20 protein-coding genes and 3 pseudogenes are annotated in these 26,519 nt (G+C 67.8%); 14 read left to right on the top strand and 9 right to left on the bottom strand.

Annotation, left to right across the window (positions count from 1 at the left end; all coding sequences use genetic code 11):
* Positions 1–43: 43 nt before the first annotated feature.
* The 3 genes from ACFYRY_RS37750 to ACFYRY_RS37760 form a co-directional block, all read right to left on the bottom strand.
* Positions 44–415, bottom strand: coding sequence for a MerR family transcriptional regulator (locus ACFYRY_RS37750; protein ID WP_389156702.1), 372 nt, complete (start codon positions 413–415; stop codon positions 44–46).
* A 44-nt stretch (positions 416–459) separates the two neighbouring features.
* The gene (locus tag ACFYRY_RS37755) at positions 460–1,245 is read right to left on the bottom strand and encodes an SDR family NAD(P)-dependent oxidoreductase (RefSeq protein ID WP_389156372.1); all 786 of its coding nucleotides are present in this window, start codon (positions 1,243–1,245) and stop codon (positions 460–462) included.
* 248 nt (positions 1,246–1,493) lie between these two features.
* Positions 1,494–1,676 (bottom strand): antitoxin, encoded by a 183-nt coding sequence (locus ACFYRY_RS37760; RefSeq protein ID WP_389156375.1) that lies wholly within the window; start codon positions 1,674–1,676, stop codon positions 1,494–1,496.
* A gap of 163 nt (positions 1,677–1,839) precedes the next feature.
* On the opposite strand from ACFYRY_RS37760, the gene ACFYRY_RS37765 reads away from it, so the two are divergent.
* Positions 1,840–2,616, top strand: a complete 777-nt coding sequence (locus ACFYRY_RS37765; protein ID WP_389156705.1) for an HNH endonuclease family protein — start codon at positions 1,840–1,842, stop codon at positions 2,614–2,616.
* 60 nt (positions 2,617–2,676) lie between these two features.
* On the opposite strand, the gene murJ is transcribed toward ACFYRY_RS37765, so the two are convergent.
* Positions 2,677–4,236: a murein biosynthesis integral membrane protein MurJ gene (murJ, locus tag ACFYRY_RS37770; protein WP_389156378.1), complete on the bottom strand. Its 1,560-nt coding sequence runs from the start codon at positions 4,234–4,236 to the stop codon at positions 2,677–2,679.
* Positions 4,237–4,501: 265 nt separating this feature from the next.
* Between murJ and ACFYRY_RS37775 the strand changes: the two genes are divergently transcribed.
* The 3 genes from ACFYRY_RS37775 to ACFYRY_RS37785 all read left to right on the top strand — a co-directional run bounded on the left by ACFYRY_RS37775 (position 4,502) and on the right by ACFYRY_RS37785 (position 16,992).
* Positions 4,502–5,245: an N-acetyltransferase gene (locus ACFYRY_RS37775; protein WP_389156708.1), complete on the top strand. Its 744-nt coding sequence runs from the start codon at positions 4,502–4,504 to the stop codon at positions 5,243–5,245.
* A 222-nt stretch (positions 5,246–5,467) separates the two neighbouring features.
* Positions 5,468–16,360, top strand: coding sequence for a LamG-like jellyroll fold domain-containing protein (locus tag ACFYRY_RS37780; RefSeq protein WP_389156381.1), 10,893 nt, complete (start codon positions 5,468–5,470; stop codon positions 16,358–16,360).
* 20 nt (positions 16,361–16,380) lie between these two features.
* Positions 16,381–16,992 (top strand): hypothetical protein, encoded by a 612-nt coding sequence (locus tag ACFYRY_RS37785; RefSeq protein ID WP_389156384.1) that lies wholly within the window; start codon positions 16,381–16,383, stop codon positions 16,990–16,992.
* 1,094 nt (positions 16,993–18,086) lie between these two features.
* Here ACFYRY_RS37785 and ACFYRY_RS37790 read toward each other — a convergent pair.
* Entirely contained in the window at positions 18,087–18,332 is a 246-nt protein-coding gene (locus tag ACFYRY_RS37790; RefSeq protein ID WP_389156387.1) for a hypothetical protein, read from the bottom strand.
* Positions 18,320–18,571, bottom strand: coding sequence for a hypothetical protein (locus tag ACFYRY_RS37795; protein WP_389156710.1), 252 nt, complete (start codon positions 18,569–18,571; stop codon positions 18,320–18,322). Before ACFYRY_RS37795 ends, ACFYRY_RS37790 begins: the two co-directional genes overlap by 13 nt.
* 273 nt (positions 18,572–18,844) lie before the next feature.
* On the opposite strand from ACFYRY_RS37795, the gene ACFYRY_RS37800 reads away from it, so the two are divergent.
* The 4 genes from ACFYRY_RS37800 to ACFYRY_RS37815 all read left to right on the top strand — a co-directional run bounded on the left by ACFYRY_RS37800 (position 18,845) and on the right by ACFYRY_RS37815 (position 21,054).
* A complete protein-coding gene (locus ACFYRY_RS37800) occupies positions 18,845–19,564 on the top strand; it encodes an XRE family transcriptional regulator (protein WP_389156713.1) in 720 nt (239 codons plus the stop codon).
* A 2-nt stretch (positions 19,565–19,566) separates the two neighbouring features.
* Complete coding sequence (locus ACFYRY_RS37805; RefSeq protein WP_389156390.1) at positions 19,567–20,037, top strand: NUDIX domain-containing protein; 471 nt, start codon at positions 19,567–19,569, stop codon at positions 20,035–20,037.
* A 118-nt stretch (positions 20,038–20,155) separates the two neighbouring features.
* Positions 20,156–20,578: a YwqJ-related putative deaminase gene (locus tag ACFYRY_RS37810; RefSeq protein WP_389156393.1), complete on the top strand. Its 423-nt coding sequence runs from the start codon at positions 20,156–20,158 to the stop codon at positions 20,576–20,578.
* Between the two features lie 32 nt (positions 20,579–20,610).
* The gene (locus ACFYRY_RS37815) at positions 20,611–21,054 is read left to right on the top strand and encodes an SUKH-3 domain-containing protein (protein ID WP_389156395.1); all 444 of its coding nucleotides are present in this window, start codon (positions 20,611–20,613) and stop codon (positions 21,052–21,054) included.
* Positions 21,055–21,224: 170 nt separating this feature from the next.
* Here the strand turns inward: ACFYRY_RS37815 and ACFYRY_RS37820 are convergent.
* Positions 21,225–21,329 (bottom strand): annotated as a pseudogene (locus ACFYRY_RS37820) (integrase); the annotation flags it as partial.
* 40 nt (positions 21,330–21,369) lie between these two features.
* Between ACFYRY_RS37820 and ACFYRY_RS37825 the strand changes: the two are divergent.
* The 5 genes and pseudogenes from ACFYRY_RS37825 to ACFYRY_RS37845 all read left to right on the top strand — a co-directional run.
* Complete coding sequence (locus ACFYRY_RS37825) at positions 21,370–21,906, top strand: HEAT repeat domain-containing protein (protein ID WP_389156398.1); 537 nt, start codon at positions 21,370–21,372, stop codon at positions 21,904–21,906.
* A 683-nt stretch (positions 21,907–22,589) separates the two neighbouring features.
* A complete protein-coding gene (locus ACFYRY_RS37830) occupies positions 22,590–22,712 on the top strand; it encodes a hypothetical protein (protein WP_389156401.1) in 123 nt (40 codons plus the stop codon).
* 20 nt (positions 22,713–22,732) lie between these two features.
* Entirely contained in the window at positions 22,733–23,140 is a 408-nt protein-coding gene (locus tag ACFYRY_RS37835) for a hypothetical protein (RefSeq protein WP_389156404.1), read from the top strand.
* Between the two features lie 969 nt (positions 23,141–24,109).
* Positions 24,110–24,553, top strand: coding sequence for a DUF4265 domain-containing protein (locus ACFYRY_RS37840; RefSeq protein WP_389156407.1), 444 nt, complete (start codon positions 24,110–24,112; stop codon positions 24,551–24,553).
* A 424-nt stretch (positions 24,554–24,977) separates the two neighbouring features.
* Positions 24,978–25,157 (top strand): annotated as a pseudogene (locus ACFYRY_RS37845) (IS5/IS1182 family transposase); the annotation flags it as partial.
* Positions 25,158–25,171: 14 nt separating this feature from the next.
* On the opposite strand, the gene ACFYRY_RS37850 reads toward ACFYRY_RS37845, so the two are convergent.
* Positions 25,172–25,465 (bottom strand): hypothetical protein, encoded by a 294-nt coding sequence (locus ACFYRY_RS37850; protein ID WP_389156409.1) that lies wholly within the window; start codon positions 25,463–25,465, stop codon positions 25,172–25,174.
* 72 nt (positions 25,466–25,537) lie between these two features.
* Positions 25,538–26,104 carry an SMI1/KNR4 family protein gene (locus ACFYRY_RS37855; RefSeq protein ID WP_389156412.1) on the bottom strand — a complete coding sequence of 189 codons (567 nt, stop codon included), beginning with the start codon at positions 26,102–26,104 and terminating at the stop codon, positions 25,538–25,540.
* Between the two features lie 22 nt (positions 26,105–26,126).
* Between ACFYRY_RS37855 and ACFYRY_RS37860 the strand changes: the two are divergent.
* A pseudogene (locus ACFYRY_RS37860) lies at positions 26,127–26,393 on the top strand (hypothetical protein); the annotation flags it as partial.
* Between the last annotated feature and the right edge of the window lie 126 nt (positions 26,394–26,519).

A 26,519-nucleotide genomic window follows, 5' to 3' on the forward strand; every position in this document is an offset into this window, starting at 1 on the left:
GTAGGTTTCCTGCCCTGGGGCGGAGGCATCCCTCGCAAGGAGATCAGGCCACCGGACGTGCCCGTGCGCCGGTGGCCTGGCGCAGCGCCGCCGTCAGCCTGTCGCGTACGGCGGTCTGGGCGGCGATGCGCTGCTCCAGCACGGCGAGGCGCTCGGCGACGACGCGCAGGGCCTGGTCGGAGGGCGGCCCGGCGGTGACATCGCCGTCCAGGCAGGACAGGAACACCTGTACGTCGTCGAGGGTGAGGCCGGCGTCCAGGAGGCGGCGGATGTTGCGGACGCGGACGGTCGTGGCGGGAACGTAGAGCCGATAGCCGTTCGCGGCACGCTCGGAGGTGATGAGCCCCGCCTGCTCGTAGTGGCGCAGGGCGCGCGGTGTCGTGCCGGTCTCCCCGGCCAGCTCACCGATCCGCATCCGCATGCGGGGCTGTGGGAGGGGCTGTGACATGACGGCCAGTCTCATGTGACGACGGCTCCGCCGTCCACCGGCAGGACCACTCCGGTGATGAACGAGGCCTGGGGCGAGGCGAGTTGGATGATCGACCAGGCGACTTCCTCGGGACGGCCCACCCGGCCGAGTGGGGTGTGGTCGAGCTGCCACTTACGGATCGCGGCACGCTGCTCGGGCGTGTAGCCGGAGTGGTCCGCGATCGGGGTCTCGATGGCGCCGGGGGCCACGGCGGCGACGCGGATGCCGTGCGGGGCCAGTTCCACCCCCCAGCTGCGGGTGAGTGTCTCCAGGGCCGTCTTCCCCGCCGCGTACAGAGAGTTGCCGGGCCAGCCGCGCTGGCCGACCGACGTCGTCACGTTCACGATGACACCGCGGCACTCCTCCAGCGCTGGGAGCGCGGCCTGGGTGAGCAGTACGGGGGCGACCAGGTTCGTCGCGAGCTGGGCGTGCGCCGACCCGCGCGTGTACGTGCGCAGGGACTCGGTGGTAATGATCGCGGCGTTGTTGACCAGGACGTCGAGACGGCCGTATCGCTCCCGCGCCGCACGGACGATCGTCTCGGGGCCGTTGTCGGCCGTGATGTCCATGGCGAGCGGAGTGATGCGGGCTTCGTCGTACGCGGCGGTCTCCGCGAGCGGCGCCTCGCGTCGGCCCACGGCGACGACGTGCGCGCCCTGCGCGGCGAAGGCGCGGGCGGTGGCCCGGCCGATTCCGGTGCCGGCGCCGGTGACGAGGACGGTTCGAGGCGGGTTGGGGCTGCCATCGGGGTTGCTCGGCGGCGTGTTGGTGTTCATGGGGGTGATGGTCGAACCCTGCCGCCGGTGTCAAGGTCAAGTGCGGCCGCTCAGGGACGTCAGAGGGCGCGGAACAGCGTGGGTGGGCGGGTGCCGCGTGCTGGGAATCGGGAAGGCGTGAACGGCGAAGCCGCCCGCAGGAGGTGAGCCTCCGCGGGCGGCCTCCCATCCGTGGTGGATGCGTGGACCGGTCAGCCGCCGTCTCCGGCGAGGACAGTCGCCATGGCGCCCGTTGAGTCTCCCCGTCCCTACGGCTGCTCGGGCCGGTCGCGATCCATGCCTGCCTGGTCCTCGATGCGCTGCTGCGCGTCGTCGACCTGGCGCTCGTACTTGTTGCCCGTCTTCTCGTTGGTCTTGCGTTCCGCGGCGTCGGACATGTCCTTGCCCTTGCTGCCCTTCGCCTGGCTCTTGAATCTGTCGAAGATGCCCATCCGGAGCTCCTTCCGGAGACGACTCGCAGTCGACGATACGCCCGACACCTGAGGAATGCCCATTTAGGCCCGGTATGGTCTGGACCTCTTGGCCGCTACCGTGAATCACCGAGAACCGCCCGTGCGGAGGCGGAACCGGAAGGCAGGGGAGGGGCGCATCATGATGCGTCTGAGGGGCGGGCCGCGTTCCGCCGTCATGACCGGACTGGCCGCGTGCGCCGCCGTGACGCTGGTCGCCGGATGCGAAGGCCTCGACACGAGTGGCCCCACACCGGAGAGCGGCGCGCCGGCACCCGCGCCGGACGGGCGATCCGTCAGCCCACTGAAGAATCCGGACGGCACGAAGCCGGGCCTGGCACCCGTCGCCGGCGACACCGACGAGGCCACCGCCCGCAAGCTCATCGAGAGCCTGCGCACCAAGGGCCGCGGCCCCAAGACGGGCTACGACCGGGACGAGTTCGGCTACGCCTGGATGGACACGGCCGACGGGGTGCCCCTGGCGAGGAACGGCTGCGACACCCGCAACGACCTCCTCAAACGCGACGGCCGGAGTCTGCGTTTCCGCTCCGGCTCCGACTGCGTGGTCGTCGCCATGACCCTGCACGACCCGTACACCGGTACGACCATCCAGTGGCGCAAGCAGAAGGCCACCGAGGTGCAGATAGACCACGTGGTGCCGCTCTCCTACAGCTGGCAGATGGGCTCCTCGCGCTGGTCGGAGGAGAAACGCAAACAACTGGCCAACGACCCGCTCAACCTCATCCCCGCCGAGGGCCGCGCGAACTCGTCCAAGGGTGACTCCGGCCCCGCGTCCTGGCTCCCGCCGAGCAAGCAGATCCGGTGCGCCTACGTCGTCCGCTTCGCGCAGGTCGCCGTCAAGTACGAGCTGCCGGTGACCGCACCGGACCGGCAGATGATGCTGAAGCAGTGCGACGGGTGAGACGACGACCGCGCGACCACGGGTGCGGTGCCGCGGGCTTCGGCGGTCGGCCGGTGACACTCACCGCAGGCCGGGCAGCCGCCGCAGCTCACTGACCCGCAGCAGGCGGGCCAGACCGAGGTAGGCCAGTGCCATGGTGACCGTCCCCGCCACGAGGGCGAGCGCGGTGGACCAGGTGCCCGGATCGGTGGAGGCAGCACACGCGTGCGCGGCGGCCCAGCCCAGCGCGGCGGCGAGACCGGCGGCGCACAGCAGCTTCGCGTAGCTGCGACGCAGGGCCCCGTCGTCGAGACGGCCACCGACCTTGCGGCGCAGCAGCCGTGCGGTCAGGGTGAGTCCGGCCAGGTACGACAGCGCGTAGGCGCCGGCCATGCCGGTCACCGCCCACCGCACGGGCAGCACCACCTGGCACACCGTGGCCAGAGCGATGTTCACCGCGGCGATCCAGCAGGCCATGAGGAACGGAGTACGGGTGTCCTCGAAGGCGTAGAAACCCCGCAGCAGCAGATACTGCGCGGAGAACGGAATCAGACCGAGCCCGAACGCCTGCAACATCTGCCCCAGCGGCTCGGGGTCGGCGGCTCCGTGCGCGAACAGCAGCGCGGCGAGCTGCGGCCCGAGCGCGACGAAGAGGAAACCGGCGGGCACGATGACGACACCGCTGACCCGCAGGGCCCGCGACAGATCCGCCCGTAGATCCCCGATCCGGCCCTCGGCCACGGCCCGGCTCATCCGCGGCAGCAGCGCGGTCACCAGGGAGACGGTGACGATGGACTGGGGGAGCATCCAGATGGTCTGCGCGTAGGTGTAGGCGGTGTAGCCGACGCTCGCATCCGGCAGCTCCTGGTCGGCGCTGTTGGCGAAGTTGGTCACGACCGTCAGGGAGACCTGGTTGGCCAGCACGAACAACAGCGTCCACTTGGCCGCGTGGATGCCCGAGCCGAGGCCGGTGCCACGCCAGTCGAACCGCGGCCGGAACCGGAACCCGGCGGCCCGGGCGAACGGAACCAACGCCAGGGCCTGCACGGCGATGCCGGCGGTGGTCCCGATGCCGAGCAGCCGCACCTGCCCCGCGGTGATGTCCCCCACGCCGCCCGGCGCGCCCATCAGCCCCAGATAGGCGGCGAACATGCCGATCAGTACGGCGTTGTTGAGGACCGGCGTCCACATCATCGCCCCGAACTTCTCCCGGGCGTTGAGGACTTGACCGACGATGGCGAACACGCCGTAGAAGAAGATCTGCGGCAGCAGGAACCGGGCGAAGACCACCGTCAGTGCGAAGGACTGGTGGGTGTCGGGTGTGTCCCGGACGTACACGCTGACGATCTGCGGCGCCGCCCACACCGCCAGCGCCGTCCCGACACCCAGCACGGTCAGGACGAGCGTCACCAGGCGCTGTTCGTAGGCCCGCCCGCCGTCCGGGTGCGTGGCGCGGGCCCGGACCAGCTGCGGTACCAGGACCGCGTTCAGCGCTCCGCCGATGAGCAGCGTGTAGAGGCTGGTGGGCACGGTGTTCGCGGTGTTGTACGTGGTCGCCAGCAGTCCGGTGCCGAGCGCCGCGGCCTGGAGCACCGTACGGATCAGCCCCGTCGCCCGCGACACGACGGTGCCCGCCGCCATGAGCAACGAGGACCGGGCCAGTCCCGGCGACTTCGACGCCGCCGCCGCGGTGGTGGTCCCCGACGTGGCGTCAGATGCGGCCTCCGTCGTGGCGTTCCCGGTCGTCCTGCCCGGTGTCTTCCCCGTGGTCCTCGCCCCCTCCAGCATGCCGCCAACCTACGCCGACACGATCTGCGGACACCAACCAGCCCAAGACAAGCGGCCGTTGGGATCAGGGCGCGGGAAATCCGATGCCCCCGTCCCGCACCCGACCTACGGTGACCGTATGGAACTGAAGGTGTCGAGCCTCGCCGAACGCCCGGACATGTACGAGCGGGTCAACGCGATGGCCAGCAGTTGGCCGGAGTTCGTGAGCCAGGACGCCGTGGCCGACTCCCACTTCGGGCGGATCGCCACGGAACTGCCGCAGCACGTGCTGTTCGCGGAGGACGCGCGCGGCGAGGTCGTGGCGCAGGCCCACAGCGTGCCGTTCGCCCTCGAGGTCGAGGGCCGCCGCGAACTGCCCGCCCGGGGCTGGGACCAGGTGCTCCTGTGGGCCTTCACCGACCTGCGCCGCGGCGTGCGGCCCGACACGGTCAGCGCGATCTCCATCACCGTCACTCCCGGGCTCCAGGGCCGCGGACTGTCCGGACGCATGCTGTCGGCGATGCGCGACAACGCCCGGGCCCAGGGCTTCCACGAGGTCGTCGCCCCGGTCCGCCCCAACGCCAAGCACCTGGAACCGCACACCCCGATCGAGGAGTACGCCCACCGGGTACGCCCCGACGGGCTCCCGCACGACCCGTGGCTACGCGTCCACGCCCGGGCCGGCGCCACCGTCGAGTCCGTGGCACCGGCCTCCATGACGGTGTCCGGCTCGCTGGAGGAGTGGCGCCGCTGGACCGGACTGGCCTTCGACACGGCGGGCGACATCGAGGTGCCCGGGGCGCTGGTGCCGGTGCGGTGCGAGCCGGAGCGGGGGTACGCCGTGTACGTCGAGCCGAACGTGTGGATGCGGCATCCCTTGTGACGCCGAACGGGGCCGGGTGTCGGCTGGGGGCAGCGAGCGCGCTCCGGCGCTGGCAAAGAATCTTCCAAATCGCAAAGGTGCAGACACCGGTAAAGCGGTCGGATTCGGTGACGTGCAGTCAAGAACTGCGCAAGATCACCTCTCTCGTGCATTCATGAGATCTTCACATATGGCAAGATCGGCAGGCTTATTGTCAATTTCTCTTCACATGGAGACCAAGCCGTGCTGCCCCACCGGCCGCCCAATCGCGCGCGCTCCGTACGCCGCCCCCACCGCACCCGCCGCGCGCTGCGCGGTGTCGCCGGGCTCGTGCTCACCACCCTCGTCCTGATGCTGACGACCGATCAGGCCGTCGCCGAGGGAAGGGAGCTGGGCCGCGTCGAGCTGCCGAGCATGAGCCTGGCCTCGCTGGCGTCGTGGTTCACCGACCCGCACTGGGGCAAGCTGCCCCACCAGCAGTCCGGCATGGCCGCCGGCCACCGCCACCAGGTGCCCGCCTCGGCGACCGCGGCCCACCGCGGCAAGGGCCACGCCCCCGGCAAGGGCAAGGGCGAACTGCCCGGGTACCACGCGCACAAGGCCACCGTGCACAAGGGACGCAGCGCCGTCGCCGCCCGCTTCAACGCCAAGACCAGCAAGCGCAGCGCCGCCAAGTCCGCGCGCAATGAGACCGTCTTCGACAACGCCGACGGCTCCGTCACCCGCCGAATATCCCCGACCCCCGTCAACTACCAGGTCGGCAAGGGGAGATGGGCGCCGATCGACGTCGACGTGCGGGCCGGTCCGGACGGGCGCTGGCACGAGAAGGCCAACTCCCTCGCCGTCGACTTCGCCGCCGACGCCACCGATCCCCTCCTCGCTTCCCTCACATCTGACGAGAACCACCGCGTCGCCTACGCCCTGCAGGGCGCCGCCCCCGTCCAGGGCACCGCAGACGGCTCGACCGTCACGTACGCGAACGTCCTCGACGACACCGACCTCGCGGTCGCCCCCACCGCGACCGGCGTCAAGGAGTCCGTCGTCCTGCACTCCGCGGACGCCGGCAACACCTGGACCTTCCCCCTCAGCCTCAAGGGCCTCACGCCCGTCCAGCGCGACAACGGCTGGATCGACCTGCGGGACTCGGCCGGCAAGACCGTCGAGCGCATCCCTCCGGCGTACGCGTACGACTCGAAGGTGAACCGCCGCTCCGGTGACCCGGCCACCACCCACGACGTCACCACCGAACTGGTCCGCACCGAGGACGGCTACGCGCTGCGGGTGACCCTGGACAGCGCCTGGCTGCACAGCGGTGCGCGCATCTTCCCGGTCACCGTCGACCCGACCGTCCAGGACGGCTGGACCACCACCTACGCGGAGTCCGGGTCCGGCAACAACATCGACCACTCCTACGAGCAGACCGTCAAGGTCGGCTCCTACGACTCCGGCACCCACGCGGCCAACAGCTTCGTCAACCACTGGGACACCGCCTGGGACGGCAGCAAGGCCACCGTCACCTCCGCGTCCCTGCACCTGTTCGACACCTGGGCCGCCACCTGCACCCCCGAGCGGTTCGACGTCGCCCTGGTGACCAGCGCCTGGACTCCGGAGTCCGTCACCAGCTACCCGGGCCCCTCCAAGGGCTCCTCGATCGGCAACGCCACCCCGAGCGTGCCCAACGCCTGCGCCAACACCGGCGCCGACCGCAGCGTCGGCGACTGGGTGAACGTCCCGCTGTCGACGTCCGCGATCCAGGGCTGGTTCAGCGGCGCGAGCGCCGACAACGGCCTGGCGGTGTACGCCTCGACCAGCGACAACCTGCACTGGAAGCAGTTCGGCTCCTTCAACGACCCGAACAAGGGCCCGTGGATCGAGGTCACCTACACCGGCAACACCGCCCCGCAGCTGTACGAGCAGTTCCCCGCCGACAACGCCGTGGTGGGCACCACCACGCCGGAGTTCACGGCCTGGGCGGGCGGCGCCAACTCCACCAGCGGCAGCGCCAACCAGTACCTGTTCCGGGTCTACGACGCGAGCGGCACCAAGGTCGCCGACTCCGGTCTGGTCTCCACCGGCGACTGGATCACGCCCGCCGGCAAGCTCGCCTGGGGCAAGACCTACTCCTGGACCGTCCAGGCGTACGACTCCGCCACCAACCTGTACTCGCCGGCCACGCCGTACGAGCTGTCCGTGCAGGTGCCGCAGACCGTGATCACCTCCGGCCTGTCGCAGAACAGCAGCGACCACGGCTTCGACGCGGCCATCGGCAACTACACGACCTCCGACACCGACGCCTCGATCTCCACCGTCGGCCCGTCGCTGGACGTCGACCGTGACTACAACTCCCGCGACCCGCGCTGGACGGGCGCCTTCGGCTCCGGCTGGTCCAGCATCTTCGACTCCAGGGCCACCGAGCAGTACACCGCCTCCGGCGCGGTCGCCAGCGTCCAGGTCACCTACCCCGACGGTTCGCAGGTCGGCTACGGCAAGAACGGCGACGGCTCCTTCACCTCCGGCAACGGACGCTTCGCCACCTTCAAGACGGTCACCGGCGGCTACACGCTGACCGACAAGGACGACACCGTCTACACCTTCACCCAGTCCCTGGGCTCCGGCGCCTACGGCCTGACCGCGGTCACCGACGCCAACGGCCGCTCGGTGAACCTCACCTGGGCCGGCGGCCACGTCACCAAGATGGCCTCCGCGGTCTCCGGGCGCTCCCTGAACCTGACCTGGAACACCCCCTCCGGCGCGCTGGCCGCGCACGTGGCGACCGTGGCCACCGACCCGGTCACGCCGGGCGACACCGCGACCGTGCAGACGTGGACCTACGGCTACACCGGCGACCAGCTGACCAAGGTGTGCGCGCCGCTGTCCGCCACCAAGTGCACCACCTACGGCTACACCACCGGCTCCGGCTACCAGAACGCGGCCCTCGACCTCGACCCGCACACCTTCTGGCCGCTGTCGGAGACCTCCGGCACCACCGCCAAGGACGCGGTCCTCGGTAACCAGGGCACCACCAACGCGACGTACGAGAACGTCACCCTCGGCCAGAGCGGCCCGCTGACCGGCTCCTCCGCGAAGGCGGCCGGCTTCAACGGCACCTCCTCCGACATCGCGCTGCCGAAGGACCTCGGCAACGACACCGACTCGGGCGCGATCTCGCTGTGGTTCAAGACCTCGGCGGGCCCGGGCGTGCTCTACTCCTACGCCTCCCAGCCGATCGGCTCCGGGCAGGCGGCCGGCTTCTACACGCCGTCCGTCTACGTCGGCACCGACGGCAAGCTGAACGCCGAGTTCTGGTACAGCGGCGGCGTCAACCCGATCGTGTCCTCGGCGTCCGTGGCCGACGGCAAGTGGCACCACGTGGTGCTGTCCGCGGCCGGCAACTCGCAGACCCTGTACCTGGACAGCGCCAAGGTGGGCTCGCGCACCGGCACCATCTCCATCCAGAGCGCGGTCGCCTTCGGCAAGAACCAGTCCTTCAACTACCTCGGCACCGGCTTCCTCGGCGACAGCTGGCCCGACGAGCCGAACAGCGGGAAGGACGCCAAGGCCACCTACTTCAACGGCTCCATCGCCAACGCCGGCTGGTACAGCCGCCCGCTGGTCGCCGCCGACGTCAAGGCCCTCTACACCTACGGCACCCACAGCACCAGCCTGCTCACCTCCGTCACCCGGCCGTCCGGCAAGACGTACGCGACCATGTCGTACGACGCCAACACCACCGCGCTGACGCAGCTCACCGACGAGAACGGCGGCGTGTGGAAGATGGGCACGCCGTCCGTCGCCGGCTCCAGCGACACCTACCGCGGCGCGGTTCTCGGCGGGGCGCCCTCCGAGTACTTCCGGCTGAACGAGGCCGCGGGCGCGACCACGGCCGTCGACCAGGTGCGCGGCGGCAACGGCGCCTACAGCGCGGTGACGCTCGGTACCGCCGGCCCCTTCAGCGACCAGAAGGCCGCCACCTTCTCCGGCACCAGCTCCACGCTGACCCTGCCGAACGGCTCGGTGCCGAGCTCGGGTCCGGAGTCGACGAGCCTGTGGTTCAAGACCACGACCGCGAACGGCGTCCTGCTCGGCGCGAGCAAGGACCCGCTGGGCGCCACGACCACGACGAGTTACACACCCGTGCTGTACGTGGGCAGCAGCGGCAAGCTGCACGGCGAGTACTACTTCTCCGGCGGCTCCACCAAGCCCCTCGTCTCCGCCGCGGCCGTCACCGACGGTCAGTGGCACCACGTGGTGCTGTCGGCCGGCGCCACCAGCCAGACGCTGTACCTCGACGGCACCCTGGTCGGCACGCAGACCGGCACCGCCGCGATGTCGGGGCAGCCGTACACCTACGTCGGCGCCGGGTTCAACGGCGGCAACTGGCCGGACGAGTCCCACACCAGCTCGACCAGCGGCACCGGCTACGCGACCTACTTCAAGGGCTCCATCGCCGAGGTCGCCCTCTACCGCTCCCAGCTGTCCGCGGCGGACGTCGCCCAGCAGTACGAGGCCGCGAAGAACTCCACCGGCCTGCTGCCCGTGGAGACGGTCAAGGTCACCTCGCCGACCAACTCGACGCTGACGTACACCTATGACGTCACCAACGGCAACCGCGCGCTGACCCAGACCGACGGCCTCGGCTACAAGACCAGCTTCGGCTACGACTCCGCCGGTTTCGAGCACACGGTGACCGATCCCAACGGGGCGATGACCGTCACCGGTCACGACGTGCGCGGCAACGTGGTCTCCTCGACGTCCTGCCAGGACCAGGCCGCGAACAAGTGCAACACCGAGTACTACACGTACTACCCGGACGACACCACCGCCCAGCTGACCACCGCCGACCCGCGCAACGACCAGCTGCTGACCGAGCGTGACGGCCGGTCGGCTTCGGCCACCGACACCACCTACCTGACGTCGTACACGTACGACACGGCGGGCAACCAGACGGCGATCACCGGCCCGGCCGTGCCCGGCTTCCCCGACGGCCGCACCACCACGACCGTCTACAGCGACGGCACCAGCACCTATCCGTCCGCCGACGGCGGCGTGGTGCCCAAGGGCCTGCCGGTGAAGACGGTCAGCCCGGGCGGCGCGGTCAACCAGGTGTCGTACCTCAAGAACGGCGACGTGGCCGCCACCACCGACGCCGTCGGGCTGAAGGCCTCGTACACCTACGACGGTCTTGGCCAGGTCCTCAGCCAGAAGGTGATCTCCGACACCTACCCCGGTGGCCTGGTGACGTCGTACACCTACGACGCCGCAGGTCAGGTCGTCGAGGAGCACGACCCGCAGCTCACCGACCGCGTCACCGGCGCCACGCACGGCGCCGTCACCACCTCGGTCTACGACGAGGACGGCAACGTCACCTCGCAGACCGTGTCCGACGCGAGCGGCGGCGACCAGGCCCGCACCCAGACGTGGAGCTACGACCCCTACGACCGCGTACTGACGGAGGCGGACGCCAACGCCGCCGAGGGCGCCCCGGCCGGCAACACGACGACGTACTCGTACGACACCTCCGGCAACAAGACCAAGGAGGTCACCAGCGCCGGCAACGAGACCCGGTACACCTACGACGACAACGGCAACCTGCTCACGCAGGGCCTGATGTACACCGGTGACCCGGTCAACCCGCAGACGGCGGCCCTGCTGACCGAGTCCTCCCGGGCCTACGACCCGGCCGGGCGGCTGGCGTCGGTCACCGACGCCATGGGCAACACCACGTCGTACACCTACACCGACGACGGTCTGACCGCGACGGTGAAGCGGTCCAGCGCCGACGGCAAGAGCACCTACGTGCTGGAGTCGGACACCTACGACGCGGCCGGCAACCTGCAGCAGTCCACCACCGACAACGGCGAGACGGTCACCAAGTACAAGGTCGACGCGGCCTCCCGCACCACCTCCACCGAACTCGACCCGACCGGCGTGGACCGCGTGACCGCGGTGTCGTACACCCCGGACGACCAGATCGCCTCCGAGAACGACCACGACACCTCCGGCTACGACCGCACCACCACCAACACCTACGACGACATGGGCAACCTGCTCAGCGAGACGCTGTACGGGGACGCCTCCGGTCACCCGGCGGGCTGGTGGAAGCTGAACCAGTCCTCCGGCAGGTCGGTCACGGACTCCTCCGGCACCGGCAGCACCGCGACCGCGGGCCCCGGTGTGACCTGGACGGACGACGCGGCCAAGTTCGCCGGCTCCGCCACCGGCACCGGTGACGTCGTCGCCACCGACAGCCCGGTCCTGGACACCAGCGCCTCCTACACCGTCTCGGCGTGGGTGAACCTCGCCGACACCTCCACCTACCGCACCTTCGTGGCGCAGGGCGGCACCACGAGATCGTCGTTCTACCTGCAGTACGCCTCCAGCACCGGCGTCTACCGCTTCATCTCTCCCAGCGGGGACGTCGCCTCCCCGACCTACGCCACCGCCTCCGCGTCCGCGGCGCCGACACTGAACACCTGGACGCATCTGGTCGGCGTCTTCGACTCCACGACCGGGGCGATGAAGCTGTACGTCAACGGCGCGCAGGCGGGCTCGGCCACCAACGCCACGCCGTGGACGGGCTCCGGGCCGCTGTCCATCGGCGGCGCGAAGCAGGCCGACGGCACGGTCGGCAACGTCGTCGACGGGTCGGTCGGCAACGTCCAGACCTACCAGCGGGCCCTGTCGACCTCCGAGATCTCCTCGTTGTACGGCAAGGGCCGCAGCGGCGGCACGGTCGGCTCCTCGGACGAGCAGACCACGAAGTACACCTACGACAAGCGCGGCCTGCCGACGTCCATGACGGACGCCGAGCAGCACACCACCGAGTACGCCTACGACGAGGCGGGCAACCTCGCGGTCACCACCGCGCCCGCCGTCCAGGCCGAACCGGACGGCACGACCGCCGCCACCGTGCGCCCGGTCACCACCAGCGGCTTCAACACCTTCGGCGAGGCCGTCGAGGAGCAGGACCCCAACGGCCTGGTCACCTCGACGGTGTACGACGCCGAGGGCGACAAGGTCTCCGAGACCCTGCCGCCGTACACCCCGGCGGGCGCCTTGGCACCCGACGCGGGCACCACCGTGTGGACGTACGACAGCGAGGGCAACCAGACCTCGGTCACCACGCCGGGCGGCAGGACCACCTCGTACCTCTACGACCAGATGGGCAACGTCGCCCAGATCACCGCGCCCGACGGCACCAAGACGCACGCCGTCTACGACGCCAACGGCGAGACACTGTCCTCCACGGACGCCACCGGCGCGCAGGCGCAGGCGACGTACGACTACCTGGGCCGCCAGCTGACGCAGACGACCCTGGAGCGCTACCCGTCGACGAGGACGCTGACGTCGACCACCTCCTACGCGGTGACCACCGGCAACCCGTACGGCGCGCACGCCGCGTCGAGCACCTCGCCGGGCGGCGTGACGACGACGTACGGCTACAACAGGGCCGGCGACGTCACCTCGGTCATCGACGGGGCGGGCAACACCACCGGCTACACGTACGACTTCGAGGGCAACCCGCAGAAGACCACCCTGGCGGACGGCACCACGACGCAGACCGACTACAACGCCTCCGGCGACCCGGCCGCCACCCGCGGCTACGACGCGCTCGGCAACAAGCTGTGGGAGACCTCGCAGAGTTACGACGGCGTCGGCAACCTCACCGCCGCCACCGACGCGAACGGTCACACCAGCCGCTTCACCTACGACGCGGCCGGCACCGTCACGCAGGAGATCCAGCCGGTCGACGCCACCACGTCGATCACCACGAGCTTCGGCTACGACGCGGCCGGCAACCGCACCCGCTTCACCGACGGCCGCGGCAACTCCTGGCGGTACACGTACACGCCGTGGGGCCAGCAGGAGAAGATCATCGAGCCGACCACCGCGAGGTACACCTCCGCGGCCGACTCGACCACGACCTTCGCCTATGACGCCGACGGGCAGATGACGTCGGCGACCCTGCCGGGCGGCGTCACGACGGCGCTGACCTACGACGTGAACGGTCAGCTGAAGTCGATGTCCGGCGCGGACGCCGACGCGGCGACGGCCAGGCGGAGCTTCGACTACGACGCCGACGGCCGGGTGCTGTCCGCGGACACCGACCAGGCGGGCACCACCGGAGAGGCGGACCACCAGAGCGCCACGCACGACGCGTTCACCTACGACGACCGCGGCGACGTGCTCACCACGTCGGGCTCGGCGGGTTCATCCAGCTTCGCCTACAACGACGACGGCGCGATGACCTCCCGCACCGACGCCGCCGGCCGGACGGCCTACGGCTACGACACGGCCGGCCGTCTGTCGTCCCTGGACGACGCGGCGACCGGCACGCAACTGACGTACAGCTACAACCAGTTGAACGCGCTGAAGACGGTCAAGTACGGCTCGACCGGACAGACCCGCACCTTCGGCTACAACAGCTCCCACGAGCTGACCAGCGACGTGCTGGCGCAGGGCACCACGACCCTGGCGAGCTTCACCTACGACTACGACAAGATCGGCAACCTGACGTCGAAGAAGACGACGGGCGTGTCCGGCGCGTCGGACAACACCTACACCTACGACTGGGCCAACCGCCTCACGTCCTGGAACGACGGCACCAAGACCACGGCGTACGGCTACGACGCCTCCGGCAACCGGGTCCGCAACGGCGCGGACGTCTACACCTACGACGAGCGCGACGAGCTGACCTCGGACGGCACGCACTCCTACAGCTACTCGGCGCGCGGCACGATGACGCAGGAGACGTCGACCGGCGGCGGCACGGTGTCGTACCGGACGGACGCCTTCGGCGCCCAGATCGTGGCGGGCGACCAGTCCTACACGCTGGACGCCACCGGCCGGAACATCACCGACACCGACCACTCCGACAACTCCACGCGCACCTTCGCCTACTCGGGCGCGAGCAACACGATCGCGTCGGACGGCGACGCCACGTACACCTACGACCCGGCGGGCGGCAGCGTCGGCATCAAGCCGACCGGCGGCAGCGGGGTGCTGGCCCTGACCGACCAGCACAACGACGTGGTCGGCACGTTCACCTCCGGCGCGACGACACTCAGCGGCTCGGCGTCGTACGACCCGCTGGGCAAGGTGGTGTCCACCGCGTCACTGGTGGGCCACCTCGGCTTCCAGTCCGGCTGGACCGAACCCGGCAGCGGCGACGTCGGCACGGCCTCGCGCTGGTACGACCCGGACACCGGCGTCTTCCTCAACAAGGACAGCATCTCGCTGAACCCGGTGCCGAACTCCGTCTCGGCCAACCCGTTCGCCTACGTCGACGACAACCCCCTCGCCGGCACCGACGAGTCGGGCAACTGCTCCTGGTACGACGTGGTGTGCGGCGCCAAGAAGGCCGTGCACAAGGTGCACCACGCGGTCAAGCACGCGGCGCACAAGGTCTACCACGCGGTCAAGCACGTGGCCCGCAAGGTCGTCCACGCCGTCAAGCACGCGGCCCGCAAGGTCGTGCACCACGTGCGGGACGTCTACCACGCCACGGTGCACGTGGTGCGCCGCGTCTACCACTACACGGCACGGCACGTCAGACGCGCGTATCACAGGGTCGTCCACGCGGTGCACAGCGCGTACCACAAGGTCTCCCATGCGGTGCACCGAGTGGTCCACACGGTGAAGAAGGCCGCGAAGAAGGTCGCGCACGCCGTGAAGAAGGCGGCCCACGCGGTCGCCCACGCGACGCGAACCGCGTACCACGCCACCGTCAAGGCGGCGAAGACGACGGCGAAGTACGTCAAGCACCACGCGGCCGCGATCACGTCCTTCGTGGTCTCCACGGCGGTCTTCGCCGGCTGCGAGGCCCTGACGGGCGGCGTCGGCTCGATCGGCTGCGCGGCCGCGGCGGGCGCGGTCGGTTCCCTGGTGGAGCAGGGCTTCGCCTGCGCCGAGAACGGCGGCGACGACTGCGACGCGGGCGCCTTCGCGGGCGCGGCGGTGACGGGAGCGGTGGCCGGCGCGCTCGGCGGCGCCCTGGGCAAGATCGGCGGCAAGCTCCTGGCGAAGGCGGCCCCCAAGGCGATGAAGGTCGTCGGCGGGCTCTTCGGCAAGGGCGCCGCGGGAGCGGAGGAGTCGGCGGCGACGGATGCCACGGAGGCGGCGGCGTCCCGTGCGGAGTCGGAGGGAGCCGGAACCCGGGCACAGTCCCACTCGGACGACGCGGGCGGGGCCGGTGGGGAGTCCGGACCGGGCTGCCGCGTCCCGACCATGCCGCACAGCTTCACCGGTTCGACCCGGGTGCTGATGGCTGACGGTTCGACGAAGGCCATCGACCGGGTGCGGGTGGGCGACACGATCGCCAACTCCGTGCCGGGGGCTTCGGGTACCGAGTCGCACAAGGTCACGGACGTGATCGTGACGCGGACGGACCGGGACTTCGTGGATGTGTCGGTGAAGGGGACGACGGAGAAGGCGGCCGCTTCTGCGACAACGGCGCCGGTGAAGACGAAGGCCGGGGCGAAGTCGCTGGCCAAGAAGGTCGCCCGCAAGGCGGCGTTCGGCCTGGCGGCGTCGGCGGCGGTGCTGGGCGCCCTGTCGGGCGGCCACGGTCAGACGCCGGCGACGCAGCCGGTGGCGGCGGTCAGCACGGCGTCCGGAGCGACCGCACAGGACGCCCACCTGACGACGACCTTCCACCACCCCTTCTACGACGAGACCCAGTCGGCCTTCGTCGAGGCCAAGGACCTCAAGACCGGCGACATCCTCCAGACCCCGACCGGCACAACCGAGGTCACCGGTGTCCGCCTGTACCACGCGAATACAACGACGTACGACCTCACTGTCGGCAGCCTCCATACGTACTATGTGGAGGCGGGCTCGACACCGGTACTTGTTCACAACAGCAACTGCCGGACCTCATCGAAATACGAGGACATCACAGAACCCAAGGCTCGAATGAGGAATGTGCGGACGGATGTCGGTCCCACGGAATTCGGAGAGAACCTTGAGGGCAACGGATGGACCCGCCTCGAAAGGGGGCCCAACATTGAATATCAGAAGGATGGGGCGCGGTACTTCCTGCGGAGCAAGGCCAAGACTGTCGACGGGTGGACAGCGGACTACTACAGGCCGGGATCGAAGAAGGCCGACATCAAGATCAGACTGGGGGATGAGTGATGCTAGGCGAGGGTTCGCTCATGCCGGACCATGACGAGTATCGTGCCATCCGCTCCCGTAGCGCGGTGACCTTCGATCTTGATGCCAGGTTCCCTGGCCAGGTTTTCAGGGAGCCCGCGGAGGACTCGTTGTTCTGTGAGTTCGACGTGGTTCTTGCTCCGGAAATCTGGCCAGCGCTCTGCACGATGGCCCGGTGGCACGGAGACGACCGTATCGAACTGCTGGTTCTCGAGCCGGACTCTGACGGTTTCCATGTCCCCGAGGGGTTGGGATATCCGGCGGTGTCTCTATCCGTCGAGGCCGGTGAGGACGACTACTGGGCCGCGATCGGCTTCGAGCCGGACGGCGACGCCTTGCAGTCGATCGCGATCTCGGCGAATGTGGTCGCCGTGACCGGAGCATCCGCAAAGTGGGGGTGCTGGGGCGAAAGGGATCCCGAGGTGGCGGTATTCCAGGGGTTCCTCGACGAGGCCGCGCGCAGTGAATGGTGCGCTCGCTTTGGCCCCTTCCTGGACGTGTCAGGCGCGTTGGAGTCGTACCTTCCGATGGCTTTCGGCGGGCGGCCTGTTCCGGATGCGTACGCCGCAGCCCTGACCGCCAATTATGGACCTCTGAGGGGTAAGCGGCCGTAACGGCACGGAGCATCCCGCTGATGTTTGAGCGGGGTGCTCCGACGGCGTCACGGGAACCAAGGATCCTCGCCGGGTTCCAATTTCAGGTAGCAGAAGGTTCGGTGGGCAGGATGCCGCTGGTCAGAGTGACGGGCAAGGGTTCCGGTCACCCGGGGCAGTCACGCCACTCGGTTGCGGTATGAGTGCAGAACGGCGCGGTCGGAGCGTTCACCCGAAATGACGAGGCAGTGGCTGATGATCAATGCTCAGGTACGCACGGAAAGCGGAGAAATCGTGCTGGGCGGATCTTGCAGACTGGATTGGATGGAAACCGTCCAGCATATTAATGAAGAAAAATTCCCGTTCTTGGGTAGGCTACTGCCCTGCGCGGATACAATGTTCAATGCGCGACAAGCCGAGAGGCTTCGACGGGAAATCGCTCACCGGTCTGTCCGGGAGATTCTTGGACAGGATTCAGTAGCGGAGATCGAAAGTCTCTGTCTCCAGGTGGAGAATGGGTCACATCTCTATCTATGGTTTCTGGGAGACTAGTGCGTGAGTGCTGCAGCTATGCGTAGCTGCAGCAAACTGGAAGCTCCGTCGGATGTGCCCCGGCGGGGCTTCTGCGTGGGGTGACGGCAGGAGTTGCCGCTGAGGTTGAAAGGGCAGGGCGACGGGGCTACGGATCGTCGCGGAGCATAGGCCGGACTGCCAACCGAAAGCCCCGCTGTCCGACCGCTCAGCAGCAGACTGGCCGGGCACCCGAGAGGCCGTCCGGCGAGTTCGTACCGTGCGGCATCAGTATCCCGGCGGTGCTGTCGTTCGGAACGTCGGCCGTGGTGCCGGGCTGAGGGCCATGACGATGGAGACAACGGGACTGCTGCCGATGCGGGGCTGAGCGAGACACAGGTGACGGGTGATCCGGTCGACGCGCCCGCCGTCGTGGCTGACTGCCTGTGGCTGAGCCCAGAACACCACGGCCATGAGCACAGCACACATGTGAAGCCCGTCCCTGCCGGGGCTGACGAGTGCGGGGGAGCCTCGATCGGCTGCGCCCGGCAGGGACGGGAGTCGGGTGGGTCAACGCGGTGCGGCGCCTGGGCGAGCGAGGCGGGTCACGTCTGGCGCCAGGTCAGCCAGGGGCGGGTGATGATCTCCCGGTAGGTGTGGTGGGACGGGTTTTGGCCGCAGTGCCGCAGTACCCAGTCCTGTGGTTCGGCGAAGTCCTCGCTTGTCGGTGAGGTCTCTCCGTCCACGGCGCACTGCATCGCATAGAGGACCGGCTCCGCGTCCGGTTCGCGGTCGGGCTGGAGAGTCCAGGTCTCGTAGCGCAGGACCGAGCGAGGGGTCACCGTCCCCATCTCCGGTTCGCCACGGCCACCTTCGCGCTCAACTCCTCCGTCGGAGTTGGCGTACGTACGTCCTCGGGCGGCACGTCCCATTCCCGGCCACCGCGCGGCGGCCGAAGCTGCACGTACCGCCCCACATGCCCCATCACCACGCCCACCTTGCCGCTTCGCCGGTCGACCACCAGGGCGCCGGCCTCGGGCGAGACGGTGTGCCCGTCGGCATCAGGGGTGGGGGCCGTCATCGTGACCACCCCGACGAGGCGGCGCGCGACCGGGCGTCCAGTCGCAGGGCGGGAACACATGGGGTGGCGCTCTTTCGCACGGTGACGCTCCTCGGCGGCGTTGATGCGTGCCCCTGGGGCTGTTGATGCCGCAGGGTCGGCACCGATCCTCACGCCGGTCACCGGGACGAAGGAACCACCACCAAAGCCCACTTCGGGACGTCCCGCACCGTGTAGAACGTCCCTGGTGCCGTCCTGGGACGAAGGGGGAGACTCGTGCCGAACGAGAGACTACGAGCCGTCATGGCAGCGGGAGGCTGGACGTACGCCGCACTCGCTCAGCAGGTCGAGGTCGACCCCAAGTCGGTCGAGCGCTGGGTGAACCTCGGGCGTATCCCACGTCGTGCCACCGCCCTCCAGGCGGCCAAGGCCCTGGGAGAAGACGTGCACGCACTCTGGCCGACGCTTCGACAGGCCCGCCCCGCCCGCGCCATCAGCCCTGAGCTTGTGGCGCTCTACGAGCAGCGGGCCGACATCCCTGTCTCGACGTTCACCGACCTGATGGCCCAAGCCCGGGAACGGATCGACATCCTCGTCTACGCGGCCGTCTTCCTCCACGAGGCCTACCCGCGGCTGAACGAACTCCTCACCGAACGCGCCGCCGAGGGCTGCACCGTCCGCATCGCGATCGGGGACCCCGACAGCGACAACGTCCAAGCCCGCGGCCAGGAGGAGCGGTTCGGCCACGGCGTCGAATCCCGCTGCCGCCTCGCCCTCATGCACTACAGGCCGCTCGTCGGCACCCCCGGCATCGAAGTCCGCACCCACGGCACCACGCTCTACAACTCCCTCTACCGCGCCGACGACCAGCAACTCGTCAACGCCCATGTCTGGGGCGTCAACGCGTACGCCGCCCCCGTATGGCATCTTCGCCGACACGAGACAGGCGGCATGTTCGACACCTACGCGGAGAGCTTCGACGCCGTGTGGACGACGGCAACCCCCGTACGAGAGGAAGGCTGACCGTGGCCCGCACCGAGTACTACGACGACCCGAACGCGCCCAAGCCGAACAGCATGGTCGTCGCCGCCTCCGCTGTCGTCACCGACGACCACGGGCGGATTCTTCTCCAGCGCCGCCGCGACAACGACCTGTGGGCACTGCCCGGCGGCGGAATGGACCTCACCGACTCCCTGCCAGGCGCGGCTGTCCGCGAAGTCAAGGAGGAGACCGGCCTCGACGTCGAGATCGTCGGCCTGGTCGGCACCTACACCGACCCGAAACACATCATCGCCTACACCGACGGCGAAGTCCGGCGACAGTTCAACGTCTGCTTCACCGCCCGCATCACCGGCGGCCAGCTGGAGATCTCCAACGAGTCCACCGAACTCCGGTTCGTGCCGCCCGAAGAAATCGAGCAGTTGCCGATGCACCACACCCAACGGCTCAGACTTCAGCACTTCCTGGAACACCGCGGGAAACCGTACCTGGGCTGAACCACCTGACGGCAACAACCCCGCACAACCACGGACACCTCCGCTCGCCACCGGACCAGCAAACCTCGATTTACCTGCGAAAAGGCAGGTAGCGGGGCTCGCGTAGCACACGTACTGTGTGGCGGCGGGCGGCGTCCCGATCTTGGTCCATAATTCCAATGGTTCGGATGGTTGCCCGGTCCTGGGGGCTGCACGCGCGGCGGCTGATAAGGCATCGAAAATCACGCCGGGTAAGGCGAGGCCCGCAGTGACAGAGGCTCTTCAGTTGCCGGGAGGTAAGATCTATTCGAGTCCAAGCATTCGTGGTGCGGCTCCCGAACTTCACCCCAACGTTCGCGCCATTCTGGATGATATCCCTGAGGCTGAACGAGGCGTTGGCCATGGAAGATGCGGGCTGGCAGTGTGCGTGTCGGATGCTCTGAGCGATGGATTCAACCCAACCGGATCTCGTGCTGGGGCGGTTATCGTGCGAAGTTCGACCGCCAATCCAATGCGTGGAGTTCCTGTCGGGCCATGTGATAGTTGCGTAGCCCTCGAATAAGCATTCGATATCACGTTTGAGGGGATAGGTTAGTGAATGATCTTTCGCTTGAGTCGCAGGCAGTCCTCCGTGATGCTGGATGGCACGCAGGACGGCAGGTAGATGCGTCGTCGTGGGTGGCTGCCCTGGAGATGGCTGGGGTGGTAGCCCATGATGCGGCTCGGGCCTTCTTGGTCGAATTTGGCGGCCTTGTGGTCGACATCTCGGGCCCCGGAGTCAATCGGGCGCGTGAGCCTTTCGAGCTTGACCCGCTTCTGTGCTCCGGCGAAGAAGACAGGTTCTTCGAATGGGGCGAAGAGGTTGGGAAGTCGCTCTTCCCGATCGGAGTCCTTGACGTGGGTCGATATTTCCTCGGTATTGACGAGCAGAGCGAGATCTATCTGATCGAAACGTGGGTCGCCAGCTTTGGCCCAATGCCAAAGGCTATGGACAATCTCATCAGTGGAGTGCGTCCTACGGTTATCAGCGAAGGATGAATTGAATCCCGCTCGGCTTGCGTTCCCTGATTCGGCCTTGGAGGCCCGACTGTAGAAGCCAAGTCCGGACATCGCCAGAGGCTCTGCCGGAGTTTGTTTCCGGTGGGGCCTCTGTGGTGTCTGACGGCAGTAGTTGACGGCACGTCAGCGAACGGCTGCTGCACAAGTCGGCGGAGGCGTACGTGGGCGTAGACACCGGCGGTGACGCCGATGTGGGCGTGTCCGAGGAGTTCCTTGATGACGACGAGGTCGACGCCCTGCTCCCGTCGGAGTGTTCAATTCGAGAATCGTCGGATTCGGAAGAGTGGAGGACTGGTGACGTTCCACGGAGAGGAAGGATCTCAGGCTGATCTGGTTGAAGCACTCGCCGACGGCACGGGGCGGGATGCCAGGTCCATCGCGGCCGGGCATCCCGAGGTCACTCAGCTCTTCGCATCCTGGATCCGGGAAGCCGCTCACGCGGGAAACTGGACAAGGGTCGACAAGTTCGCCAACCTGGCCGCCCCGTTGCGGGCGCCGGGCCTGGGGAGGGCTCTTCAGGAGATCCTTGATTCGGACGCCGTGGGGTTCAACAAAGAGGATCTCGTGGAGATCCTCGGGGAGATCCGGGAAACGGACGCGGTCGCCTGCCTGTTCAGGGTGGCGGAAGGTTCGGTGGACGAGGACGCTCCGGCGTACTGGCTGTGCCAGAAGGTCATCTCCTCTCTGGGGGAGATCGGCACGCCGGAGGCCCTTGAACGCCTTCGCCGGATGACGCCCCAGCCGTGGCCCGACGTTGTCCGATGGCATGCGGCTGTCGAACTCGGAGTCGAGGACGAGCTCGGCTTTGACGAAGATCAAATGCTGGGGTAGCCGGAGCCCCGGGCGCTGTTGAGATCCAAGGAGTTCCCATAGCGTTAGCGAAAAGGAAGCCCCGCCAGATGTGTTCTGGCGGGGCTTCTGTGTGGGGTGACGGCAGTAGTGGACGGGCGCAGCCGCTGTCCTGCCAGCTTTAGCCTGCCGCTTCGCGTTCCTGGCGCTGCCCGTCGCGGCGGTGCTCCAGGGAGCGCAAGCATGGCGTCGGCAGCGCGATGCGCCGTTCGGAGCTCTGGGTCTTGGTCGGGAGGGTGGTCAGGCCGCTGCAGTTTGTGCGCTGGAGGGTACGTCGGATGGCGGTGCCGCTGTCGAGGGCGGCGGGCCGACCCTCACGCCGTCATCGTGCCCCCTGCACCGCTCTCTTGCGTCGGGCACCCTCCGCTCCGTCCTCGGCCAGGCCGACTGGACCGTGCACGCCCTCACCGAGCACCTCAAACAGTCCAAAGGTCCAGACTGGGTCTGGACCTCTGACTGACGGCAGTAGTGACAGCAACAACCACGAACAACGCCGGCCGAACCCGCACCCCAGCGGACCTCAATCACCGCTCTACCTGCGAAAACGCAGGTAGAGCGGCGTCGCGTAGCACACGTACTATGTGCTGGCGTGGGTCACTCCAGTTCTGGTCCACAACTGCGGAGTTGCGCGTGGTGATAACTCGCATGATGCGAGTGGAAGTGGCGTGATTGCCGACCTCGATAGTGGCGGCATTCCGGCCATGATGATGCACAACATCGAGTCCCGGCGCCACTACAATCCGGGGTCCAAGAAGGCCGACATCAAGATCAGGCTGGGTGAGGTCTAATGGTAGAGGCGGGTTCGATAGTGATCGATCGCGACGACTATCTGAATGTTCGCTCCCGTAGCGCAGCCACCTTCGAGCTTGATGCCAGGCTGCCTGACCAGGTCTTCAAAGAGGGTATGAAGGGCTCGCTGTTTTGTGAGTTCGATGCGGTCCTCACCCCGGAATTCTGGCCGGCGCTCTGCGCGATGGCCCGGTGGCATGACGACAGTCAGGTCGAACTGCTGGTTCTTGAGCCGGATTGCGATGCGTTCTACCTTCCGGAGTATCGGATGTATCCAGCGTTGTCGTTGTCTGTCGAGGCTGACGTGGACGACTACTGGGCGGCGATCGGTCACGAGCCGGACGGCGACATCATGGGGTCGATTACGATCTCCGCGAACGTCATTGCCGTGACCGGACCCTCCGGAAGATGGGGGGGGTTGGGGTGAAAGGGATCCAGAGGTTGCAGTTTTCCGGGGGTTTCCGAACGTGGCCGCACGGAATGAATGGCGCGCGCAGTTCGGACCGTTCCTGGAGGTGTCAGGCGCACTGGAGTCGTAACTCCCGCTGACCTTCGCGGGTCGGACCGTCCCGGACAAGTACGCCGCAACCCTGACCGCCAACTATGGACCTCCGGGCGGTAGGCGGCCGTAACGTCACGGAGCATCCCGCCCGAGTTTCGGTGGGATGCTCCGTCGGCATCTTGGGGGCCACGGCTCCTTGTCGAGTCCCTCGATCCGACCCAGGTGCCGAGCCCGCGCAGTAGGTCCTGGTCCACAACTGCAATCTGAAGCCTGGCGAGCAATATCGATCGCGCGCCCGAAGTCGTCGATTTCCGAGGCGATTGCCACCGCATGCAGACCGACGTTCACCGGCCCCCAGGTGACGCCAAAATCGGGCAACTCGCCTGTGACCCGGGCCAGAGAGCGGGCCTCGGCCAGGCGGGCATCCACGGTAGCTATGGTGCATGCTGGAGTATGCGCGGAGGCGGCTCACATTTGAAGGGTTCCTTGGGTGAGGGTAGTAGAGATCGCGGGGCGGAATTTTCGCCTCTTCCATGTGGCCAGCATTCAGGAAGAAAACAGCTACGTTGAATGCCGAGCAATGGACACCGGAGATTGCGCTTGTGAAATCCGCATAGATGCTGCAGGCGCGCTCTACCTTATGCCGACACTGAGAGAGGTCGACGCGAATGCTGTGGCCGAAGCGATTACTTACGCGAAAGAGGTAGCGCACCCTTCAGGTGGTGCAGCGAGTGAGTAGATGCTAATTCTCCAAATTGCCAGAAAGCCCCATCGATCGAAGTGTCGGTGGGCACCGTTTTTATTAGGATGAGAATTGTCTGCATGACACCCTCTGCCGACGGCGCTTCATATATCGTGCACGAATCTCCTGTCTGGCGGCCTGAGAATGCTTACATGGCCATGGTCGACCTGGCCCCATTCGGTTTTGAGGATGAGCGGGAGCGGATGTGGGTGCGACCGCTTGCAGATGGCAAATTTGAGATCTGCTGCATTCCTTTCCGCGTGTACGGTATGGCTCTGGGAGACGTTGTTCGGCTTCATGAAGGGCGATGGGTCGAAAACGTGGTCGCATCATCGGGAAGGCTCGTTTTTCGTGTCTTCTTCGCCGAGCCGAGGCCTCCTGTGACTGGCGGCGACTCGCGCGAGGCTTTGCGTGAGGCGATCTCCGTTGGAGGATTTATCGCTGAATGGAGCGGAGACCGTCACGTAGCTGTCGACATTCCTGAAGGAGTCGATCCGTCACGACTGTTCAGTTCAGTGGAACAGGAAGTAGAGAGTGGATCCGCCTTCTGGGAGTGGGCTCATTCAGAACCGTTCAGGAATGCACTGGCCAAGTGATGGGTGCGGAGCGTGGCCTTGAACCCACGACGAGTTCGACGCCCTGTTCCAGGAGGAGGGTGGCCAAGCGGCTCATGTCGCTGCCACCGGCCAAGTGGAGCCCGGGCGGATGCCGTGACGGAACGAAAGGGCGTGGTTGAGGCCGACGCGGGTTGCTGGAGACACGCGCCGGGGTGATCTCCCGGCGCACCACGTCGTCGTGGCTGACTTTCTTGGGGCTGGGCTGGGCCGGACTTGGAGTCGGGGCGGGGGTCAGGCACCCAGTGACGGTGGCGCGATCGTCCGTGCTCGCTCATAAGGTCGCGGACCGCCGCGTTCTTCAGATGCGGGCGCAAGAGGCCCACAACGACTTCACACGATCGTCGGCGCGGCCGGACTGCACTTTGGGGTAGTCGTCGAGAGCAATCACCTCGGCGGCGACAAGACCAATGGTGGCCGGCCCACCGGCTTCGACAGCGAGATCTGCAAGCGCCGCAACGAAGTCGAACGGACAATCAACCGGCTCAAGAACGCGCGGGCGGTCGCCACCCGCTAGAACAAGAGGGCTTACGTCTTCCACGGCACCGTCACAACCGCAGCCGTCCGACTGCGGCTCTGCAGCTGAGGCAACCTGCTGCCTCAGTCCCCGAGGAACCACAAGTACAAGTGTTGTCCCCCGAGCACCTTCTGGCCCAGCTCGATGAGCTCGCGCGCGAACTCATCGGTGAGCACGTCCGGAGGCAGTCGTGGTATCTCCTCCAGCAGGGTTGCCACCTGCCGGTGGTTGAAAACGGTGTCCGCATACGGCAATAGGTGCCCCAACATCGGAAACACCGACTGGTCGAGCCCGGCCAGCTCTGGACCCCAAACCACGCCGTGCTTAGCCCGGGCCTCGATCGTGCCGCTCTCGCCACGGACCTGCACATTAATCACGGTCGGATCCTATTGCCCCCATGATCCGCCGGACAGGCCCTAGCTCGCCCGGACGGGCTCGGGCCGCGGCAGTCAGGGCGTAGCCAGCCATGCCAAGTACCAGTCTCGGAAATCCGGCCCCGGCGTCAGGCCACCCCAGTCAGGATCGTCGAGCCAGACGTGGCCGGCGTTCCTCCCCGTGACGACTAGGCGGTGGAACGTACCGCAACCGCACTCCCCGATGACCAGGCTCCCTTCGACCGAGTAGTTGGCATCACCGTCCTTCCCGGGCCCCGGCCACTCGCTGGTGTGCGGAAACGGCGTGGACAGGAAGCCCGCGCGTCGGCCCTCTTCTCGAAGGTCGTGCAGCGCCTCGTCGCCGTCTACTTCCTCGGTAAGCCCCAGGAGTCCGTAGTCGGGTCCCGCTCCTCCGTCGGCAACATCCTTGAGGAAGCTGCGGTAGGAGGCGGGGAGCCGGACACCATGCTGTTGCTCGAACAGCCAGACCGTGTCCTCTGCCAGAGGAGGCCGAAGTCGATATCCATGGTGTGAGGACCCGAAACGCTCACGCCGAGGGTCTCTTTGGGCCATGGCGGCGACACGGGCACGGACTGCGGCGCCGTCCCAGAGCGCCCCGCGGTCGGCATTGTCACTGGTCACAGCAGCACAGTACGGGCGTTAGCTGCTCGCGGCGGAGTTGGTCTCCGATGCCGTACTGCGGATCGGGGCCTGGGATGCCGACCCCGAGCCGTCCGAGCCGTCACGGATGCTCGACCGGCCTGCCGACGAACTGGACAAGTTCGGCGAGTTGGGCAAGTTGGGCGAGTTGGAGGACGGGCGCGGACTGGCGCTGGTGCGGGCCTGTGCCGACCTCTGGGGCTGGCAGCCGTCGGCCGGGGAGGGTGGTGGTCGGGGCAAGCTCGTGTGGTGCGAGTTGGCAGCCGCGTAGGGTCGACGGGCTCACCGTCCGTACGGATGGCGCGGCCAAGGTGCCGGTTTGGCCGGTTCTGTGGCTTCCAAGTGGGCGCACTGTGCGTGTTTTTGCCGCGACATGAGGGAATCTTGTGGTGATCAA

The organism is Streptomyces sp. NPDC005263 (assembly GCF_042872365.1).
In the GTDB taxonomy this organism is placed as follows: domain Bacteria; phylum Actinomycetota; class Actinomycetes; order Streptomycetales; family Streptomycetaceae; genus Streptomyces.

Coding starts and splice junctions, on each gene's coding strand:
- ACFYRY_RS37785 (WP_389156384.1), top strand. CDS start 16,381: ATGCCGGACCATGACGAGTATCGTGCCATCCGCTCCCGTAGCGCGGTG.
- ACFYRY_RS37765 (WP_389156705.1), top strand. CDS start 1,840: ATGCGTCTGAGGGGCGGGCCGCGTTCCGCCGTCATGACCGGACTGGCC.
- ACFYRY_RS37750 (WP_389156702.1), bottom strand. CDS start 415: ATGCGGATCGGTGAGCTGGCCGGGGAGACCGGCACGACACCGCGCGCC.
- ACFYRY_RS37800 (WP_389156713.1), top strand. CDS start 18,845: ATGGCAGCGGGAGGCTGGACGTACGCCGCACTCGCTCAGCAGGTCGAG.
- ACFYRY_RS37760 (WP_389156375.1), bottom strand. CDS start 1,676: ATGGGCATCTTCGACAGATTCAAGAGCCAGGCGAAGGGCAGCAAGGGC.
- ACFYRY_RS37755 (WP_389156372.1), bottom strand. CDS start 1,245: ATGAACACCAACACGCCGCCGAGCAACCCCGATGGCAGCCCCAACCCG.
- murJ (WP_389156378.1), bottom strand. CDS start 4,236: ATGGCGGCGGGCACCGTCGTGTCGCGGGCGACGGGGCTGATCCGTACG.
- ACFYRY_RS37775 (WP_389156708.1), top strand. CDS start 4,502: ATGGAACTGAAGGTGTCGAGCCTCGCCGAACGCCCGGACATGTACGAG.
- ACFYRY_RS37790 (WP_389156387.1), bottom strand. CDS start 18,332: ATGGGGACGGTGACCCCTCGCTCGGTCCTGCGCTACGAGACCTGGACT.
- ACFYRY_RS37840 (WP_389156407.1), top strand. CDS start 24,110: ATGGCCATGGTCGACCTGGCCCCATTCGGTTTTGAGGATGAGCGGGAG.